Raw genomic sequence first — 17,793 nt, forward strand, 5'->3', positions numbered from 1 at the left:
CGGTCGGCCCTCAGTCGTCGGTCGCCGCCCGGAGTGTGTCGAGCGTGCGCCGCAGCCAGGACAGTTCGGCCTGGCTGGTGGCCCGGGCGATGGTGAGGATGCCACGCCGGAAGGGGTCCTCCACCTCTTCGGCCCGCAGCGGCCGGTCGCCCTCGTAGAAAAAGCTCGACGGCTGCCGCAGAAACGCCATCCGGCGCTCCAGCAGCTCCGCCTGTGCCGACGGGTCGTCGAGATGCCGCAGGAACGCCAGCAGGGTGAACCAGCGGTTCTCGTCGGTGATGTCGATGTCCGCCGGATGCGCGAGGCGGCGGCGCAGCTCCGCATGTCCCTCGGCGGTCAGCGTGAGGACGTGCCGCGGTGCCGCCCCCGCGCCGGGCTGGGTCCGGCGGGCCAGCAGCCCGGCCTTCTCCAGCCGCTTGATCGCCGGATAGAGGGTGCTCTCGGCCACGGGTTTCACATGTCCGGTCAGGGCGGCGATGCGCTTGCGCAGCTCGTAACCGTGCAGGGGGACGTCGTGGAGGAAGCCCAGGATGGCGAGTTCGAGCATGGCCGCATTGTGCCGCATGACCGCTGTACCTCGCAGACGTAATACATCGACTCCGATGTATTGCCGAGGTAGGGTCGGGTGTCCGACGCGATCCGTGAGGCGGGAGTCAGGCCATGCAGCACGCTTCATTCGGCCCGGAGGGGGCCCTCATCAGATGGACCGGCACGGCCGGGGCCGGGGACGGCGGTCCGCCGCGGGTATATGTCCATGGGCTCGGCGCGATGTCGGCCGTCTATAACGCCCATATAGGCGCCGTCCCGGCCCTCGCGGGCCGTCGGTCGCTCTTCGTGGATCTGCCCGGCCATGGGATCAGCGACCGCCCCGCCGATTTCGGCTACACGCTGGAGGACCACGCCGACGCACTGGCCGCGGCCCTCGACGCGGCCGGGGTGCGGGGCGCGGAGGTCATCGGGCACAGCATGGGCGGATCGGTCGCCATCGTGCTGGCGGTGCGCCGCCCGGAGCTGGTGTCCCGCCTGGTGCTCACCGAGGCCAATCTGGATCCGGATCCGCCGCTGACGGCGGGCAGCAGCCGGATCGCCACCTACACGGAGGACGCGTTCGTACGCGGCGGCGGATTCGAGGAGACCCTGGAGCGGGTCGGGCCGGTGTGGCGGGCGACGATGCGGCTCGCCGACCCGACCGCCCTGCACCGCAGCGCGTGTGCGCTGGCCCGCGGCACCCGGCCGACCATGCGGGCGATGCTCCTCGGCCTGGAGATCCCCCGCATGTATCTCGTCGGCGGGCACGGCGACGAGCTCACCGGGCGCGAGGAGCTGACGGCGGCCGGAGTGATGGTCCGCACCGTGCCCGGAGCGGGGCACAACGTGATGTTCGACAACGCCCCCGGCTTCGCGGCGGCGATCGCGGATCAGCCCTGACCGGAACGATCCGGCTGACCGATCCGATCCAATCCGGTCGGCCGTTCCGTCCCGTCTAGTCGACTTCGCGGACGGCGAGCGCCAGAAAGCGCGCGTCCTCGTCGGCGTAGGACTCCAGGCGCCAGCCGGCGCCCGCCAGCAACGGCCGCAGCTGGGGCTCCGCCCGCAGGTCGTCGGGGGTGAGGGGGCGGCCGTGGCGGGCGGCGAGAGCGGCCCGCCCCACCGGATGGAACAGCGCGAGCCGCCCGCCGGGGCGCACCACCCGGGCCAGCTCCCGCAAGCCCGGCCCGGGCTCGGTGAGATGGGAGATCAGCCCGGCGGCGAACACCGCGTCGAGGCAGTCGTCGCGCAGCGGCAGCCGCGCCACATCGGCGAGGGCGAGGCCCGCGAAGCCGTCCCGGCCCTCGCGTACGGCGGCATCCAGCATGGCGGGCGTGAGGTCCACGCCGAGGACGGTTCCCTCGGGACCGACCGCGGCGCGCAGCGCGGGCAGCGCGCGCCCCGTCCCGCACCCCGCGTCGAGGACCGCGTCCCCGGGTCGCGGCCCGAGGTCGGCGACGGCGGCGGCGTAGGCGGGGCCGTCGTCCGGGAAGCGGCTGTCCCAGTCGGCCGCCCGGGGAGTGAAGAAGTCCCTCACGTCGGCCGCGCTGTTTCCGCGGGAGGGCTCATGCGGCACGGGAACTCCTCGGGACACCTTGGATACGAACGGTGAAGCGATGCGGTGAACAAGCAGCCTACGCCCGTATCGAGGGCAGATTCGGACGCTGGCCGATCGCTCTGGCATCTGACTCTGTCAAATTTCAACAGGTTCCGTAATGCGCCCCCAATGTGCGCCCCCGCCGGGTCTAGCGTCCCTGGCTCAGGGGACACCCGGAGCGCCGCCCGGCGCGGCGCATCCCGACCGAGGGAGACCGCCCATGACCAAGCCCCGCAGCGCCGCCGCACGCTCCATGGCCGATCTCGACCGGATCCTGGACGATCTGGTGGCCGGGGCCGGAGGCGTACGCCATGCCGTGGTGCTCTCCCGGGACGGGGCGACCGTCAGCGCGTCCCGTGGGCTCTCCCGCCACGAGGCCGAGCACCTGGCCGCCGTCGCCTCCGGATTCCACCGCGTCGCCGCGAGCGCGGGGCGCCGGGGGCGCGGCGGCCCGCCTCGGCGAACGATGATCGAGATGGCGGCGGGACTCCTCTTCGTCGCGGCGCTGGCGGACGGCGCGTGTCTGGCCGTGCTGAGCGCCGCGGGCGCCGAGCCGTCCGTGGTCGCCGCGGAGACATCCCGGCTCGTGGACTTGGTGGACCGGCGGCGCGGGCCGTGGTCCCGCCGGCGCTTCGCCCGGATCCGCCGGGGTACCCGTAGCGGGCCCCGGAAGACCATGCCGACGACCACGGCGAAGGGATGCGGCGATGCGAGCGGTGACCTGGCAGGGCCGACATGATGTGCGGGTCGAGACAGTGCCGGACCCGATCATCAAGGAGCCGACGGACGCGGTCGTCCGGATCACCACCACCGGACTCTGCGGCTCCGATCTGCATCTGTACGAGGTGCTCACGCCCTTCATGACCCCCGGCGACATCCTCGGCCACGAGCCGATGGGCATCGTGGAGGAGACCGGTCCCGAGGTGACGCACATCAGCCCCGGCGACCGCGTGGTGGTCCCGTTCCAGATCGCCTGCGGACACTGCTGGATGTGCCGCTCCGGTCTGCCGACGCAGTGCGAGACCACCCAGGTCGTCGAGCACGGCACGGGCGCGGAGCTCTTCGGCTTCACCAAGCTCTACGGCGCGGTGGCCGGCGGCCAGGCGGAGTATCTGCGGGTGCCGCAGGCCCAGTACGGCCCGATCAAGGTGCCCGAAGGAGTCCAGGACGACCGCTACGTCTATCTGTCCGACGTGCTGCCCACGGCATGGCAGGCCGTCGAGTACGCGGAGATCCCGCGCGGTGGCACGCTCGCGGTCCTGGGACTGGGCCCCATCGGAATCATGGCCTGCCGGGTGGCGAAGGTCCGGGGAATGGCCGACCGGGTCATCGGAGTGGACCTCGTCCCCGAACGGCTGCGCCGAGCGCGCGCCGACGGCGTCGAGGTCCATGACCTCGATGACTTCTCCCGTCAGGAGGACCTGGTCGAGGCCATCCTCTCGACCACCAGCGGCCGCGGACCGGACGCGGTCATCGACGCGGTGGGAGCGGAGGCCCATGGCAGCCCGCTCGGCCGGACCGCCCAGCGGGTCACGGGCTTCCTGCCGCGGGACTGGGCCGCCAAGCTCACGGAGAAGGCCGGGGTCGACCGGCTGGCGGCGCTGCGGCTGGCCATCGCACTGGTGCGGCGCGGTGGAACGATCTCCCTCAGCGGGGTGTACGGCGGCATGGCCGATCCGCTGCCGCTGATGACCATGTTCGACAAGCAGATCCAGCTGCGGATGGGCCAGGCGAACGTGCGGCGCTGGGCCGACGACATCTTCCCGTTGCTGACGGACGACGACCCGCTGGGCGTCGACGGGTTCGCCACCCATCGCATGCCCATGGAGGAGGCACCCCGCGCCTATGAGATGTTCCAGCACAAGGAGGACGGTGCGATAAAGGTCCTCATGCGCCCGTAAACGTCGGATGGGCGGGGGTGCGTCATGAAGGAATGGATTTCGGTCGAATCTCGCTAGTCGGCGACTCCGGCGAGCGCGAGTACCTTGTCGATGCGCACCCTGACCAGCAGCTCGCCCGGCACTCCGTTGCGGTCGCCGAACTCCTTCGCCCGGCTCTCGCCCATATAACGGGCGGCGATCCGGGTCGCCCAGTCGCGGACCTGCTGCAGATCGTCGATGAGTTCGGCCTGACCCCGCAGCGTGACGAAGGCGAACGGCGGCCTGTCGTCGTCCACGCAGATGGCGACCCGGCCGTCCCGGGCCAAGTTGCGTCCCTTGACCGTCTCCTGACCTGTGTTGAAGAGAAGGTCGTCGCCGTCCAGCAGGAACCACACGGGGGCGATGTGCGCGCTTCCGTCGGCCCGCACCGTCGACAGCTTCGCGGTACGGGTGCCCTCCATGAGGAACTTCTGCCACTGATCCTTGGTCATGTTCTGTGCCATGTCCCCATCCTGCGTCAATCAGCGCACAACCGTGGGGTGCCGGGCGGGGCGGGTTGCCCAGACGGCGGCAGTGAGAAAGGCTGGCACGCAGCTGAAGGGGAATCGGGGAGGAATCGAATATGGCAGTGAACAAGGGGCTCGACTGGTTACTGGACGACCTGACCGAGCGGATCGCGGAGATACGGCATGCGCTGGTGCTGTCCAACGACGGGTTGGTGACGGGGGCGAGTTCCACACTGGTGCGCCAGGACGCCGAGCACCTGGCCGCGGTGGCCTCGGGACTGCACAGTCTCGCCAAGGGGTCCGGTCACCACTTCCGGACGGGCCGAGTGCGGCAGACGATGGTCGAATTCGACGAGGGCGTCCTCTTCGTCACCGCGGCCGGGGACGGCAGCTGTCTGTGTGTGCTCACCGGGCCGGACTCCGATGTGGGGCAGGTCGCCTACGAGATGGCGCTGCTGGTCAACCGGGTGGGGGAGCACCTGGGAGTCGAGGCCAGGCAGGAGACCGGCACACCCGGCTGATGCCGCGCGGAAGTTATCCACAGGCCTGACCGGCCGTCTTGCTTCGCGGCTATCGTCGTCACTGTCAGTGATTGAGGCAGTGCGGGGGAGGACGTCGTCATGGCAGTGCGGATGGATCAGGAACTGCGGGAGAGCAAGGGGCCGTGGGGCCTGGAGTGGCTCGGCGAGCCGGGCGTACCGGGGCAGGCGAGCGGGCCGGAAGACCCTCGCGGGCCGGAAGACCCTGGCGGGCCGGCGGAGCCGGGCGGAGCGGGCGAGAGCGTCGGATTCGGCGCGGCGGCCCGGGCGCTGGGGCTCACATCGCGAGAGTTCGAGCTGGCCGTGCAGCTGGGAGAGGTGCGCACCGTCACCACCGGCCTGGGCCGGCGGGTGGCGTGCGAGGAGTTGAGGCGGGTGACCGCCGCCGAGGGCTTCCCGGAGGCGCTCATCGTCCGCCTGCGCGTGGTCGGCACGGCGGAGGGCGCGAAGCTGCTCGGTATCAGCCAGGGCAGGCTGACCCGTCTCGCGCGCGGGGGTTTCTTCGCCCCCGTCCGGTTCTATGTCAATCGCTATCGGGCCGTCGTATGGCTCTATCTGGCGTCGGAGCTGACCGAGTTCGCCATCCGGCAGCCGGAGTTGCTGAGCGGTCGCACCCCGCCGGGGCTGAGCGCCGCATTGGCCGCCGGGGAGGACTGGCGGGCCGCGAAATGGCGTGGCCGCCGGATCGGCCAGTTGCTCGACCAGACCGAGGACCCCTGGGAGCGGGCCGCGGTCCTGGCCTCGGTGCTCGGCTCCGTCGAACTGGCCTCGGCCGTGGCCGATCCGTACGAGCGGGCACATCTGCGGCAGCTCCGCCCCGCGCTTGTCCGGATGCGCCCCGAGGCCGGCGCGGTCCGGGATGTCATCGACGCGGTGGTCACGGCCGACGACCCACGGGAGATTGGGCGCTATCGGGCCGCCCTCGCTTCCTCACTGGGCGATGCCCGCCGGGCCCGGCCGGCGCCGCGCCCGGACGCCGGGGCGGAGCGGCCGATCGAGGACCGCACCCGGGTTCCGGGACGCCCGCGGAGCCTGTGGCAGAAGCTGGTCGGCAGGCGATGAGACTGGGCGCGGCATACACCCCCGGGGCGCTCAGCCGCCGTCGGCGGCTTCTCCGCCGGCTCCTTCAGCAGCACTTTCGGCGGGCCGCAGCGGGCGGAACAGCCCCTCCTGCACCACCGACACCAGCAGCCGGCCCGCACGGTCGTAGATCCGGCCGCGCGCCAGTCCCCGGCCGCCCGTGGCCACGGGCGACTCCTGGTCGTAGAGAAACCACTCATCCGTGCGGAACGGCCGGTGGAACCACATGGCGTGATCCAGCGAGGCCATGTCGAAGCCCCGTGGGCCCCACAGCGGCTCGACCGGCATCCGCACCGCGTCCAGCAGCATCATGTCGCTCGCATAGGTGAGCGCGCAGGTGTGCACCAGCGGGTCGTCCCCGAGCGGCCCCACCGCGCGCATCCATACGGCGCTGCGCGGCTCCACGCCCTTGAGCTCCTCGTCCGTCCAGCGCAGCCGCTCCACATAGCGGACGTCGAAGGGCTGTCGGCGCTCCATGCGGGCGAACGCCTCGGGGAGCGCTCCCAGATGGGAGCGGACCTCGTCGGCGAGGGTCGGCAGACCCTCCGGGCCGGGCACCTCGGGCATCGGCAGCTGCTGCTCGATACCCGGCTCAGCAGAATGAAAGGAGGCCGTCAGATTGAAGATCGTGCGACCCTGCTGGATGGCGACGACCCGGCGGGTGGTGAAGGAGCGCCCGTCCCGGATCCGCTCCACCTGGTACACGATGGGCACGCCCGGCCGCCCCGGGCGCAGGAAGTACGCGTGCAGCGAGTGCACCGGACGCAGCCCGTCGGTGGTCCGCCCGGCGGCCACCAGTGCCTGGCCCGCCACCTGCCCGCCGAACACCCGCTGCAGCGACTCATCGGGGCTGAGGCCGCGGAAGATGTCCTGCTCGATCCGTTCCAGATCGAGCAGATCGACCAGGCGCTCGGCGGGATTGGTCATCGGTGGTGCTCCTTCACTGAGGGGTCCGGGCCGGTCCTCGGCGTGGACCGCGTTCAGGAGGCTACAGTTGGCCCACGTCGGTGAGCCGGACCACCGCCCGGCCCTCCTCGTCGGAGGCGGCGAGATCGACCTCCGCCGAGATGCCCCAGTCGTGGTCGCCGTTCGGGTCGTCGAAGGTCTGCCGCACCCGCCACAGGCCGTGCTCGGGGTCCTCCTCGATCAGCAGCAGCTTCGGCCCGCGGGCCTGCGGTCCGGTGCCGAGCTCCTCGTACTCCTCCCAGTACCCGTCCATCGCCTCCGCCCAGGCGTCCTCGTCCCAGCCGGAGTCGGCGTCCATCTCCCCGAGCTCGGCGACCTTGTCCAAAGCGGCCAGCTCCACCCGGCGGAACATCGCGTTGCGCACCAGCACGCGGAAGGCGCGGGCGTTCGCGGTGACCGGCCTGACCTGGTCGGCGCGCTCCTGCGCTTCCTCCGCCGACTCGTCCTCCGGGTTGGCCAGCTGCTCCCACTCATCCAGGAGGCTGGAGTCGACCTGCCGCACCATTTCGCCGAGCCAGGCGACGATGTCCTGGAAATCGTCGGACTTCAGGTCGTCCGGCACGGTGTGGTCCAGGGCCTTGTAGGAGCTGGCCAGGTAGCGCAGCACAATGCCCTCGGTCCGCGCCAGGTCGTAGAACGAGGTGAACTCGGTGAAGGTCATCGCCCGTTCGTACATGTCGCGGATCACCGACTTGGGCGACAGCGGATGGTCGCCGACCCAGGGATGGCTCTTGCGGTAGAGCCCGTACGCGTGGAAGAGCAACTCCTCCAGCGGCTTGGGGTAGGAGATGTCCTGGAGCCGCTCCATGCGCTCCTCGTACTCGACGCCGTCCGCCTTCATCGCGGCGACCGCCTCACCGCGCGCCTTGTTCTGCTGCGCCGCCAGGATCTGCCGGGGATCGTCCAGCGTCGACTCGACGACCGAGACCATGTCCAGGGCGTAGGAGGGCGATTCGGGGTCCAGCAGCTCGAAGGCGGCCAGCGCGAAGGTGGACAGCGGCTGGTTGAGCGCGAAGTCCTGCTGCAGATCCACCGTCAGCCGGACGATCGGGGCGCCCCCGTCCGCACCGTCGGCGCCCTGTGGTTCCACCCGCTCGACCACCCCGCCGTCCAGCAGCGACCGATAGATCGCGATCGCCCGGCGGATGTGCCGCAGCTGGTTCTTGCGCGGCTCGTGGTTGTCCTCCAGCAGGCGGCGCATCCCCTCGAAGGCGTTGCCGGGCCGGGCGATGACCGACAGCAGCATCGCGTGGGTGACCCGGAACCGGGAGGTGAGCGGCTCGGGTTCGGAGGCGATGAGCTTCTCGAAGGTGTTCTGGCCCCAGTTGACGAAGCCCTCCGGCGCCTTCTTGCGGACCACCTTGCGGCGCTTCTTCGGATCGTCCCCGGCCTTCGCGAGCGCCTTCTCGTTCTCGACGACGTGCTCGGGCGCCTGGGCCACCACAAAGCCCGCGGTGTCGAAGCCGGCCCGGCCGGCCCGGCCCGCGATCTGGTGGAACTCCCGGGCCCGCAGCGTCCGCACCCGCTGACCGTCGTACTTGGTCAGCGCGGTGAACAGGACGGTGCGGATGGGCACATTGACGCCCACGCCGAGGGTGTCCGTACCGCAGATGACCTTGAGCAGCCCGGCCTGCGCCAGCTTCTCCACCAGCCGCCGGTACTTGGGCAGCATGCCCGCATGGTGCACGCCGATCCCGTGCCGGACGTAACGGGACAGGTTCTGGCCGAACTTGGTGGTGAACCGGAAATTGCCGATCAGCGAGGCGATCTCGTCCTTCTCGGCGCGCGAGCACATATTGATGCTCATCAGCGCCTGGGCCCGCTCGACCGCCGCCGCCTGTGTGAAGTGCACGATGTAGACCGGCGCCTGCTGGGTCTCCAGCAGCTCGGTCAGCGTTTCGGTCAGCGGCGTCGTCCGGTATTCGTAGCTCAGCGGCACCGGCCGGGTCGCGGACCGCACGACCGCGGTGGGCCGCCCGGTGCGCCGGGTCAGATCCCCCTCGAACCGGCTCACATCACCGAGCGTCGCCGACATCAGGATGAACTGTGCCTGCGGCAGCTCCAGCAGAGGGATCTGCCACGCCCAGCCCCGGTCCGGCTCCGCATAGAAGTGGAACTCGTCCATCACCACCTGGCCGATATCGGCGTCCTTGCCGTCCCGCAGGGCGATGGACGCCAGCACCTCGGCCGTACAGCAGATGACCGGCGCGTCCGCGTTGACCGACGCGTCTCCGGTCAGCATCCCGACGTTCTCGGTGCCGAAGAGCTTGCACAGCTCGAAGAACTTCTCCGATACCAGGGCCTTGATCGGCGCGGTGTAGAAGGTGACCTGGTCCCGGGCGAGCGCGGCGAAGTGGGCGCCCGCCGCCACCAGGCTCTTGCCCGATCCGGTGGGGGTGGACAGGATGACATTCGCCCCGGACACCACCTCGATCAGCGCTTCCTCCTGGGCGGGGTAGAGCGAGATGCCCCGCTCCTCGACCCAGGTGGAGAACGCCTCGAAAAGTGCGTCGGGGTCGGCGTTGCTCGGCAGCTGATCGATAAGAGTCACGCACCTATACTGCCTGGTTTCCCCGCCGGGACGGGAACCGGCTGTGCGGACGAAGATCGCCCGCCGCTAGGCTGTGCCGGGCCGAAGCAGTCAACTCCCGCGTGGAAGCGGGAAAGAACAGGGGCGGGGTACGACCATGATGGGACCGGCGCATTCGCTGTCCGGAGCGGCGGCCTGGCTGGGGGTGGGGGCGGCAGCCGCGGCGGCCGGCCACTCGATGCCCTGGCCGGTGCTGGTCGCCGGCGCGCTGATCTGCGCGGGAGCGGCGCTCGCCCCCGACCTCGACCACAAGGCGGCGACCATATCGCGCGCCTTCGGGCCCATCTCAAAGGGACTGTGCGAGGTGATCGACAAGCTCTCGTACTCCGTCTACAAGGCGACCAGGAAGCAGGGCGACCCGCGCCGCTCGGGCGGCCACCGCACCCTCACCCACACCTGGGTATGGGCGGTGCTGATCGGCGCCGGAGCCTCGGCGCTCGCCCTGGTCGGCGGGCGCTGGGCGGTGCTGGGCATCCTCTTCGTGCATATGGTGCTGGCCGTCGAGGGGCTGCTGTGGCGCGCGGCCCGGGTCTCCAGCGATGTCCTGGTATGGCTGCTCGGCGCGGCCAGCGCCTGGATCCTCGCCGATGTGCTGCACCAGCCGGGCAACGGCTCGGACTGGCTGTTCAGCGCACCGGGCCAGGAGTACCTCTGGCTCGGCCTGCCGATCGTGCTCGGCGCCCTGGTCCACGACATTGGGGACGCGCTCACCGTCTCCGGCTGCCCGATCCTGTGGCCCATCCCGATCGGCCGCAAGCGCTGGTACGCGCTCGGCCCGCCCAAGGGCATGCGTTTCCGGGCCGGCAGCTGGGTCGAGTTGAAGGTGCTGATGCCGGTCTTCATGCTGCTCGGCGGCATGGGTGGACTGGCCGCCCTCGGCGTCATCTGACCCCCGGACGGGACGAGGGCGGCCGCGCCGGGGCGCGGCCACCCTCCTCACTGATGCCAGGAGCGCCACAGCGCGGCGTAGGCCCCGTCCGCCGCGACGAGTTCGTCATGGCTGCCCAGCTCGGTGATCCGGCCGCTCTCGACCACGGCGATCACATCCGCGTCATGCGCGGTGTGCAGCCGGTGGGCGATCGCCACCACGGTCCTGCCCTCCAGCACCCGCCCCAGCGAGCGCTCCAGATGGCGCGCCGCCCGCGGGTCCAGCAGCGAGGTGGCCTCGTCCAGCACCAGCGTATGGGGATCGGCGAGCACCAGCCGGGCCAGCGCGATCTGCTGCGCCTGTGCGGGGGTGAGCGCGAGACCGCCCGATCCGACCTCGGTGTCCAGGCCCTCGTCCAGCGCGCGGGCCCAGCCGTCGGCGTCCACCGCGCCCAGCGCCGCCCACAGCTCGGCGTCCGTGGCGACGGCGCGGGCCAGCAGCAGATTGTCACGCAGCGAGCCCACGAAGACATGGTGCTCCTGGTTGACCAGGGCCACATGCTCACGGACCCGCTCGGCCGGCATCCGCGCCAGCTCCGCCCCGCCCAATGTCACCCGGCCGGTGCGCGGGGAATAGATCCCGGCCAGCAGCCGCCCCAGGGTGGACTTCCCCGCCCCGGACGGGCCCACCAGCGCCAGCCGCGTCCCCGGGGGCACCTTCATGGACACCTCGTGCAGCACATCGCTGCCCTCGTGGTAGCCGAACCGCACCTCATCGGCCCGCACCTCCCGGCCGCCGGGAACCACCCCCTCGTCGGCGGGGCCCTCCTCGATCTCCCGCACCCCGACCAGCCGGGCCAGCGACACCTGCGCGACCTGCAGCTCGTCGTACCAGCGCAGGATCAGCCCGATCGGCTCGACCAGCATCTGCGACAGCAGCGCCCCGGTGGTCAGATCGCCGATCGACATCCAGCCCCGCATCACACACACGCCGCCGATCATCAGCACCGAACCGGTGATCAGCGTGTAGCTGACATTGATCACCGGGAAGAGCACCGAGCGCAGCCAGAGCGTGTAGCGTTCCCACGCCGTCCACTGCTTGATACGCAGCTCGGACTGGGCGATCCGCCGGTCGCCCAGCCGGTGGGCCTCGATGGTCCGCCCGGCGTCCACGCTCTCGGTCAGGGAGGCGGACACCGCCGCATAGCCGGCCGCCTCCGAGCGGTAGGCGCTCGGCGCGCGGCGGTAGTACCAGCGACAGCCGATCACCAGCACCGGAAGCGCCACCAGCACCGCGAGCCCCAGTGGGGGAGCGGTCAGGGTCAGCGCGCCGAGCAGCAGCCCGGTCCACACCACGCCGATGGCCAGCTGCGGCACGGCCTCGCGCATCGCGTTCGCCAGCCGGTCGATATCGGTGGTGATCCGGGACAGCAGATCCCCGGTCCCGGCCCGCTCGAGCACCCCCGGCGGCAGACCCACCGACCGTACGAGAAAGTCCTCCCGCAGATCCGCCAGCATTTCCTCGCCCAGCACCGCGCCGCGCAGCCGCACCATCCGGACGAACACGGTCTGCACCACCAGCGCCACCGTGAACAGCGCCACGATGCGGCCGATGTGGAGGTCCTCCTTGCCCTGGGAGAGGTCCTCGACCAGGCCCCCCAGCAGTTGGGGGCCGACCATGGAGGCGATCACCGCGGTCGCGTTCACGACCATCAGCACGGTGAACGCGGCCCGATGCCGCCGCAGCAGCTCACGCACATAGGCCCGCACGGTGATGGGTGTGCCGACCGGCAGCGTCGTCGCCGACTCCGGTGCGGCCGGGTCATAGCCGGGCGGTGCCACGCCGATCATGCCGACTCCTCGATCTGTTCCTCGATCCGCCCGATGTCCTTCAGGTCGTGTCCGGCCGGCCCGGTGCCTCGCCCGGCCCTCCGCGCGGTGGCCTCGTCCTCCGTCTCGCGGGTGACGACCGCGCGATACGCGGGATCGGTGCCCAGCAGCTCACGGTGGGTGCCCACCCCCGCCGCCGCGCCGTCGGGCACGAACACCACCCGGTCGGCCCGGTCCAGCAGCAGCGGGCTGGAGGTGAGCACGATGGTCGTCCGGCCCGCCCGCAGCCGCCGCACCCCGTCGGCGATCCGCGCCTCGGTGTGCGAGTCCACCGCCGAGGTCGGCTCGTCCAGCACCAGCACCTCCGGATCGGTCACCAGCGAGCGGGCCAGTGCCAGCCGCTGCCGCTGGCCACCCGACAGGGAGCGGCCGCGCTCGGTGATCCGGGTGCGCATGGGGCCGGCGTCGTCCGCCTCGGCGGCCGACGCCTGCGCCAGCGCGTCCAGCACATCGCCGCACTGGGCCGCCTCGAGCGCCTTCTCCGCCGAGACCTCGCCGGACCTCGGCACGTCCAGCAGCTCGGCGAGCGCCCCCGACAGCAGCACCGGATCCTTGTCCTGCACCAGCACCGCGGCGCGCGCCGTGGTCAGCGGCACCTCGTCCAGGGCGACCCCGCCCAGCAGCGCCGACGGTGCCCCGGCCTGGCCCCCGTCGCCCGGGCCGTCGTGGGTGGGATGTCCGCCGAGCCGGTCGGCCAGCCGCCCTGCCGCGTCCGGGTCGCCGCACACCACCGCGGTCAGCAGCCCGCTGGGCGCCAGCATCCCGCTCGCCGGGTCGTACAGATCCCCGCCGAGCGGCGCGATGGCCTCCTGCGCCTCCCCCCGCTCGCCGCCCTCCACGGCGACCGCGCCCTCGCTGCCCGGGGAGGAGCGGTGCAGCGCCAGCACCCGGGCCGCGCGCCGCGCCGAGGGCCGGGAGAAGGAGTACGCCATGGCGATCTCCTCGAAGTGCCGCAGCGGGAAGAGCAGAAAGGTCACCGCGCTGTACACGGTGACCAGCTCACCCACCTCGATCCGTCCGTCGCGGGCCAGCGACGCCCCGTACCAGACGACACCGATCAGCAGCAGCCCCGGCAGCGCGACCTGCACGGCCGCGATCAGCGCCCACATCCGCGCGCTGCGCACCGCCGCGACCCGCACCTCCTGCGAGGCATGCCGGTAGCGGCCCAGGAACAGCTCCTCCCCGCCGATGCCCCGCAGCACCCGCAGCCCGGCCACGGTGTCCGAGGCCAGCTCGGTCGCCCGGCCCGCCTTCTCCCGCTGCTCATCGGCCCGGCGTGCCGCGCGCGGCAGCAGCGGCAGTACGGCCAGGGCCAGCGCGGGCACCCCGACCGCCACCACCACTCCCAGCGCCGGCTGGTAGAGAACCAGGGCCACACAGACCGCGACGGTGGTGATCGCGGCGGCCGTGAACCGGGACAGGGCCTCCACAAACCAGCCGATCTTCTCGACGTCGCCCGTGGAGACGGCGACGACCTCGCCGGCCGCCACCTTCCGGGTGAGGGCGGAGCCCAGCTCCACCGCCTTGCGGGCCAGCAGCTGCTGCACCCGTGCCGCCGCCGTGATCCAGTTGGTGACCGCCGCGCGGTGCAGCATGGCGTCCCCCAGCGCGGTGAGCACGGTGAGCCCCACCATCAGCGCTCCGGCCATCGCCAGCCGGGAGCCGGAGCGGTCCACGACCGCCTGCACACCGAAGCCGATGGCGATGGGGAAGGACACCAGCGCGGCCATGTGCACCAGACCCCAGAGGGCCGCCTTGACCTGCCCGCCCAACTGATTCCTGCCCAGCCAGAAGAGAAACCGCGGACCTGACCGTACGTCGGGTCGGCCGGGGTCGGGATACGGAAGATCGCGAATGTGCATGACGTCCCAAGGTCGGGCGGGCTGAGGAGGGCTGGTAGGAGACGTGAAAGGTTGACGTTCCCACGGTGCGGAATTCAACTGGTTTTCCCCGCAGCGGCCGGAACACGCCAATCCCGCATACGGCACTGTCCTACGCAGGTGGGACCATGGGGACATGCGAATCTCCGGCACGATGTCCATGCGCGCGGCGGCCGCGGCCGCCGCGGCCCTTGTCCTTCTCACCGCCTGCGGCAACGGCGGCGGGGACGGCGGCGGTGACAAGGGCGGAAACCCGGGCAAACAAGCGCTGCGCGGCGGGGCGCCCACGCCGGATCCCACGCGTATCCCTGATGTGGGGGACAAGCTCCAGTCCCGGATCCCGGACCAGTCCCGTCAAGTCGTGGCGGTCTACGGCAAAGGGGTGAACTCCGCGGACGCGACCGTGGTCCTCTATACCAAGCAGGGCAAGGCGTGGGAGCGGACCCGCAGTTGGACGGCGCACAACGGCAAGCGCGGCTGGACGACGAGCCATCATGAGGGCGACAAGCGCAGCCCGGTCGGGGTCTACACGCTCAGCGACGCGGGCGGGGTGCTGCCCGACCCCGGCGCCCGGCTGCCGTACACCGCCTCCGGCTCCTTCGCGGCGCCCCACTACTGGCCCAAGTCCCACTGGACGGACTTCAACTACGTCATCGCCATCGACTACAACCGCGTCAAGGGCGCCTCACCGCTCGACCAGACCCGGCCCGAAGGGCAGAGCAAGGGCGGCAGCATCTGGCTGCACATGGATCACGGCAGCGGCACCTCGGCCTGTGTCAGCCTCTCCAAGTCCGGTATGGAGTATCTGCTGAAGAACCTCGACCCCAAGCTGCACCCGGTGGTGGTCATGGGGGACAAGGCGCATCTGGCCGCCTGAGCGCGGCGAGTACGGCTTGAAGGCCGTCCGGGCGTAGGGGAAGTGGGTCGCGCTGTGATACGGCGTCGCACCGCTCTTCCCCCGCGTCCAGCTGCGCTTTCACCACAGCAGCCGCTCTTCCGCCGCGACCTCAGCAGCGGTGGTCCGGGGTGCCGGAGAGGGTGTTCAGCAGATCGCCCAGCGCGTCGCGCTGCTGATCGCTGAGCGGTGCCAGGATGTCCTCCGCGGCGGCTCGGCGCGCCTCGCGCAGCGCGCGCAGCGTCGCCCGCCCGGTGTCGGTGAGTTCGATGCGCACCACCCGGCGGTTGGACGGATCCGGTATCCGACGCACCGAGCCATGCGCCTCCAGGGCGTCCACCAGCGTCGTCACGGCGCGCGGGACCACCTCGAGGCGCTGCGCCAGGTCCGCCATCCGCGGCGGCTGGTCGCTGTGGGACACGGTGCGCAGCAGGCGGGACTGGGCGGGGGTGATGCCCAGTGGCTCCATATGGCGCCTCTGGGCGCGATGCAGTCTGCGGGTCAGGCGCAGCAGCTGCTCCGCGACGAGGCCGGATGTCTCGGGGGTGGGCATGATCGCAGTTTATCAGGACCCGGTTCATTGTGAGTATAGGTAACAATGAGCTATGCTCTCAAAGTCCGCGCCGCCGCGATCACGGCTCGACCATGCCGTCACGCGCGGCGGCCTCCCAGACTCCTGAAGGAGCCCATGCACCCCGACACACCACCGTCCTGGACCCCGTCCGCCCAGGAGCCCGAGCGGCCCGCCCAAGTGCGGCGCATCCTCCGGCTCTTCCGTCCCTACCGCGGCCGTCTCACCGTGGTCGGCCTGCTGGTCGCCGCCTCCGCGCTGGTCTCGGTCGCCACCCCGTTCCTGCTCCGGGAGATCCTCGACACCGCCATCCCCGACGGCCGCACCGGGCTGCTCACCCTGCTCGCCCTCGGCATGATCGCCGCGGCCGTCGTCAACAGCGTCTTCGGCGTTCTGCAGACCCTGATCTCCACCACCGTCGGCCAGCGGGTCATGCACGATCTGCGCACCGCCGTCTACGACCGGCTGCAGCGCATGCCGCTCGCCTTCTTCACCCGCACCCGCACCGGCGAGGTGCAGTCCCGTATCGCCAATGACATCGGCGGTATGCAGGCCACCGTCACCTCCACCGCGACCTCGCTGGTCTCCAACCTCACCAGTGTGGTCGCCACCGTCGTCGCGATGCTCGCGCTCGACTGGCGGCTGACCATCGTCTCGCTGCTCCTGCTGCCGGTGTTCGTCTGGATCAGCCGTCGTGTCGGCGCCGAGCGCAAGAAGATCACCTCGCAGCGCCAGAAGCAGATGGCGGCCATGTCCGCGATGGTCACCGAGTCGCTGTCGGTGAGCGGAATCCTGCTCGGCCGCAGCATGGGCCGGTCCGAGTCGCTCACCCGGCAGTTCGCCGAGGAGTCCGAGCGTCTCGTGGGCCTGGAAGTGCGCTCCAACATGGCCGGCCGCTGGCGGATGTCCACCATCGGTATCGTCATGGCCGCCATGCCCGCGCTGATCTACTGGGCCGCGGGACTCGCCCTCCAGGCCGGTGGCCCGGCCGTCTCCATCGGCACGCTCGTCGCCTTCGTCTCCCTCCAGCAAGGGCTGCTCCGGCCCACGGTCAGCCTGCTGTCCACCGGTGTGCAGGTGCAGAGCTCCCTGGCCCTGTTCGCCCGCATCTTCGAATACCTCGACCTGCCGATCGACATCACCGAGCCCGCCGATCCGGTGCGGCTGGAGAAGGTGCGCGGTGAAGTCCGCTTCGACGGCGTCGACTTCGACTACGAGGGCACGGCCCCCGGCGCATCGAAGGACGGCCCGTCGAAGAACACGAAGGACGGCTCATCGAAGGGCACCCTGCGCGGCATCGATCTGACCGTTCCCGCGGGCGGCAGCCTGGCAGTTGTCGGGCCGACCGGTTCGGGCAAGACGACCCTCAGCTATCTGGTGCCCCGGCTCTACGACGTGACCGGCGGGCGGGTGCTGCTCGACGGGGCGGACGTCCGCGACCTCGACTTCGACAGCCTCGCCCGGGCCGTCGGCGTCGTCTCCCAGGAGACCTACCTCTTCCACGCCTCCATCGCCGAGAACCTGCGCTTCGCCAAGCCCGACGCGACCGATGAGGAGATCGTGGCGGCGGCCGAGGCCGCCCAGATCCACGACCACATCGCCTCCCTCCCCGACGGCTATGACACCCTCGTGGGTGAGCGCGGCTATCGCTTCTCCGGCGGGGAGAAGCAGCGTCTGGCCATAGCCCGCACGATTCTGCGCGATCCGCCCGTCCTCATCCTCGACGAGGCCACCAGCGCCCTGGACACCCGCACCGAGCAGGCCGTTCAGCAGGCCATCGACGCCCTCTCGGCCGGTCGCACCACGATCACCATCGCCCACCGGCTCTCCACCGTGCGCGACGCCGACCAGATCGTCGTCCTCGACGGCGGCCGAGTCGCCGAGCGGGGCACCCATGAGGAGCTGCTGGCCAAGGACGGGCGCTACGCCGCGCTGGTGCGGCGCGACACCCACCTGGCGCCGGTGGTCCCTGCCGTCTAGTCCGCTGGTCCGCTGGTCCGCGCA

Annotated in this window: 16 protein-coding genes; 8 read left to right on the forward strand and 8 right to left on the reverse strand. The window is 71.2% G+C overall.

Translation table 11 applies throughout. The features are described from left to right. Window positions 1-10: 10 nt before the first annotated feature. Complete coding sequence (locus BLV72_RS35355) at window positions 11-547, reverse strand: PadR family transcriptional regulator (RefSeq protein ID WP_093470736.1); 537 nt, start codon at window positions 545-547, stop codon at window positions 11-13. A 113-nt stretch (window positions 548-660) separates the two neighbouring features. Here BLV72_RS35355 and BLV72_RS35360 point away from each other — a divergent pair, with 113 nt between their 5' ends. Beyond that, window positions 661-1,428: an alpha/beta fold hydrolase gene (locus BLV72_RS35360; protein ID WP_093467490.1), complete on the forward strand. Its 768-nt coding sequence runs from the start codon at window positions 661-663 to the stop codon at window positions 1,426-1,428. Between the two features lie 55 nt (window positions 1,429-1,483). Here the strand turns inward: BLV72_RS35360 and BLV72_RS35365 are convergent, their stop codons facing one another. After that, window positions 1,484-2,104, reverse strand: coding sequence for a class I SAM-dependent methyltransferase (locus tag BLV72_RS35365; protein WP_208905828.1), 621 nt, complete (start codon window positions 2,102-2,104; stop codon window positions 1,484-1,486). 241 nt (window positions 2,105-2,345) lie between these two features. Here BLV72_RS35365 and BLV72_RS35370 point away from each other — a divergent pair, with 241 nt between their 5' ends. Continuing rightward, the gene (locus tag BLV72_RS35370) at window positions 2,346-2,864 is read left to right on the forward strand and encodes a roadblock/LC7 domain-containing protein (protein ID WP_093467491.1); all 519 of its coding nucleotides are present in this window, start codon (window positions 2,346-2,348) and stop codon (window positions 2,862-2,864) included. Further along, on the forward strand, window positions 2,833-4,026 hold the full coding sequence (locus tag BLV72_RS35375; RefSeq protein ID WP_093467493.1) for a zinc-dependent alcohol dehydrogenase: 1,194 nt from the start codon (window positions 2,833-2,835) through the stop codon (window positions 4,024-4,026). The genes BLV72_RS35370 and BLV72_RS35375 overlap by 32 nt, the downstream gene beginning before the upstream one ends. A gap of 53 nt (window positions 4,027-4,079) precedes the next feature. Here the strand turns inward: BLV72_RS35375 and BLV72_RS35380 are convergent, their stop codons facing one another. Beyond that, complete coding sequence (locus BLV72_RS35380; RefSeq protein WP_093467494.1) at window positions 4,080-4,508, reverse strand: PPOX class F420-dependent oxidoreductase; 429 nt, start codon at window positions 4,506-4,508, stop codon at window positions 4,080-4,082. A 119-nt stretch (window positions 4,509-4,627) separates the two neighbouring features. Here BLV72_RS35380 and BLV72_RS35385 point away from each other — a divergent pair, with 119 nt between their 5' ends. After that, window positions 4,628-5,032 carry a roadblock/LC7 domain-containing protein gene (locus BLV72_RS35385; protein ID WP_014057270.1) on the forward strand — a complete coding sequence of 135 codons (405 nt, stop codon included), beginning with the start codon at window positions 4,628-4,630 and terminating at the stop codon, window positions 5,030-5,032. A 99-nt stretch (window positions 5,033-5,131) separates the two neighbouring features. Continuing rightward, window positions 5,132-6,112, forward strand: coding sequence for a DUF6397 family protein (locus tag BLV72_RS35390; protein ID WP_093467496.1), 981 nt, complete (start codon window positions 5,132-5,134; stop codon window positions 6,110-6,112). A 30-nt stretch (window positions 6,113-6,142) separates the two neighbouring features. On the opposite strand, the gene BLV72_RS35395 is transcribed toward BLV72_RS35390, so the two are convergent. After that, window positions 6,143-7,057, reverse strand: a complete 915-nt coding sequence (locus BLV72_RS35395) for an acyl-CoA thioesterase (protein ID WP_093467497.1) — start codon at window positions 7,055-7,057, stop codon at window positions 6,143-6,145. A gap of 61 nt (window positions 7,058-7,118) precedes the next feature. Next, on the reverse strand, window positions 7,119-9,647 hold the full coding sequence (locus tag BLV72_RS35400; protein ID WP_093467499.1) for a DEAD/DEAH box helicase: 2,529 nt from the start codon (window positions 9,645-9,647) through the stop codon (window positions 7,119-7,121). A 136-nt stretch (window positions 9,648-9,783) separates the two neighbouring features. Between BLV72_RS35400 and BLV72_RS35405 the strand changes: the two genes are divergently transcribed. Next, window positions 9,784-10,575, forward strand: a complete 792-nt coding sequence (locus BLV72_RS35405; RefSeq protein ID WP_093467500.1) for a metal-dependent hydrolase — start codon at window positions 9,784-9,786, stop codon at window positions 10,573-10,575. A 47-nt stretch (window positions 10,576-10,622) separates the two neighbouring features. Here BLV72_RS35405 and BLV72_RS35410 read toward each other — a convergent pair whose 3' ends face one another. Both BLV72_RS35410 and BLV72_RS35415 read right to left on the reverse strand, forming a co-directional pair. Then, entirely contained in the window at window positions 10,623-12,404 is a 1,782-nt protein-coding gene (locus BLV72_RS35410; protein ID WP_093467502.1) for an ABC transporter ATP-binding protein, read from the reverse strand. Next, window positions 12,401-14,305, reverse strand: coding sequence for an ABC transporter transmembrane domain-containing protein (locus tag BLV72_RS35415; RefSeq protein ID WP_093467503.1), 1,905 nt, complete (start codon window positions 14,303-14,305; stop codon window positions 12,401-12,403). The genes BLV72_RS35410 and BLV72_RS35415 overlap by 4 nt, the downstream gene beginning before the upstream one ends. A 154-nt stretch (window positions 14,306-14,459) precedes the next feature. Between BLV72_RS35415 and BLV72_RS35420 the strand changes: the two genes are divergently transcribed. Next, entirely contained in the window at window positions 14,460-15,200 is a 741-nt protein-coding gene (locus BLV72_RS35420; protein WP_093467505.1) for a L,D-transpeptidase family protein, read from the forward strand. Window positions 15,201-15,330: 130 nt separating this feature from the next. On the opposite strand, the gene BLV72_RS35425 is transcribed toward BLV72_RS35420, so the two are convergent. Continuing rightward, complete coding sequence (locus tag BLV72_RS35425) at window positions 15,331-15,771, reverse strand: MarR family winged helix-turn-helix transcriptional regulator (protein ID WP_093467506.1); 441 nt, start codon at window positions 15,769-15,771, stop codon at window positions 15,331-15,333. 135 nt (window positions 15,772-15,906) lie between these two features. On the opposite strand from BLV72_RS35425, the gene BLV72_RS35430 reads away from it, so the two are divergent. Beyond that, a complete protein-coding gene (locus BLV72_RS35430) occupies window positions 15,907-17,769 on the forward strand; it encodes an ABC transporter ATP-binding protein (RefSeq protein ID WP_093467508.1) in 1,863 nt (620 codons plus the stop codon). Window positions 17,770-17,793: the final 24 nt, after the last annotated feature.

Origin of the sequence: Streptomyces melanosporofaciens (assembly GCF_900105695.1) — a bacterium.
GTDB classification, from domain to species: Bacteria; Actinomycetota; Actinomycetes; order Streptomycetales; family Streptomycetaceae; genus Streptomyces; species Streptomyces antimycoticus.